At 37.7% G+C, this 777-nt stretch carries 2 protein-coding genes and 1 pseudogene; all 3 read right to left on the bottom strand.

Going from position 1 to position 777, the window contains the following annotated elements; translation table 11 throughout:
- Window positions 1-338, bottom strand: a 338-nt coding sequence (locus tag AC29Z1_RS03050) for a hypothetical protein (protein WP_488269983.1), incomplete at its 3' end; no start/stop codon positions are given.
- 82 nt (window positions 339-420) lie between these two features.
- The gene (locus AC29Z1_RS03045) at window positions 421-594 is read right to left on the bottom strand and encodes a DUF1294 domain-containing protein (protein ID WP_488269982.1); all 174 of its coding nucleotides are present in this window, start codon (window positions 592-594) and stop codon (window positions 421-423) included.
- Window positions 593-676, bottom strand: a pseudogene (locus AC29Z1_RS03040) (hypothetical protein); the annotation flags it as partial. The gene AC29Z1_RS03045 and the pseudogene AC29Z1_RS03040, both read right to left, overlap by 2 nt.
- Between the last annotated feature and the right edge of the window lie 101 nt (window positions 677-777).

Here is a 777-nt window from a genome sequence, read left to right as displayed (position 1 = left end):
ACTGAATTTTGTTCTGCTTGCAAAGTCGCAACAACGGCTGTATAGTTTCCTTGCTGAGCCAGTTTTTTTACAGATAACAAATTGGAATTTTTAATTGTCGACTGGCTCTCCCCAGTTACATATTTTAACACCGTCTTTGTGTCATTAACCGATGTTGGAGAGACATACAGTGCAGCTTCCTTCATTCGACCACTTTTGGCAGCATCATAAAAGCTTTGCACTACATCCTCCGGGGACAACCCAGACTGGCGCTGAGCCTCCGAACCGTCGCCACTACACCCCGCAATAACAAGTAGGATTAACATGAGCATAGCAACCACAATCAACTTATTTCTCATATAGACTTACTCCATTCTTTGATATTATGGTAACTGCTACATGCCTATTATATCATAAAGCAGGTTTAATTTTTATGGATAGTTATGTAAATAAATACTCTTTCTTATTACAATAATAAACAAAATTAAGCAGCAGTAAAATCGGCATTCCAATGACAAAAGACCAATGAAGAGTCTTGTGGCGATACATATACATGCCAACAAGTACACCTGCAGCACCAAAAAATAATGCTATCCAAAAAGAATGTGCGTTCACGAGTCCGCCGTCCTTTTATTTTTGCCCTTCGTTTATCTACTCTTACTAGAAAAAATGCAACTAAGTTCCATATACTATACAATAGAAACCAATTAGATTCAATAATACTCAAGACCGCAACTCCCTTTGTTACTCTAACGAAATTATATGGTTCTTTGTCAAATGTTGGGGTAAAGCATAAAG

Source organism: Sporomusa sp., assembly GCF_057736855.1.
The sequence above is the reverse complement of the archived record's forward strand: the minus strand, read 5'-3'. Positions and strand labels throughout refer to the sequence as shown.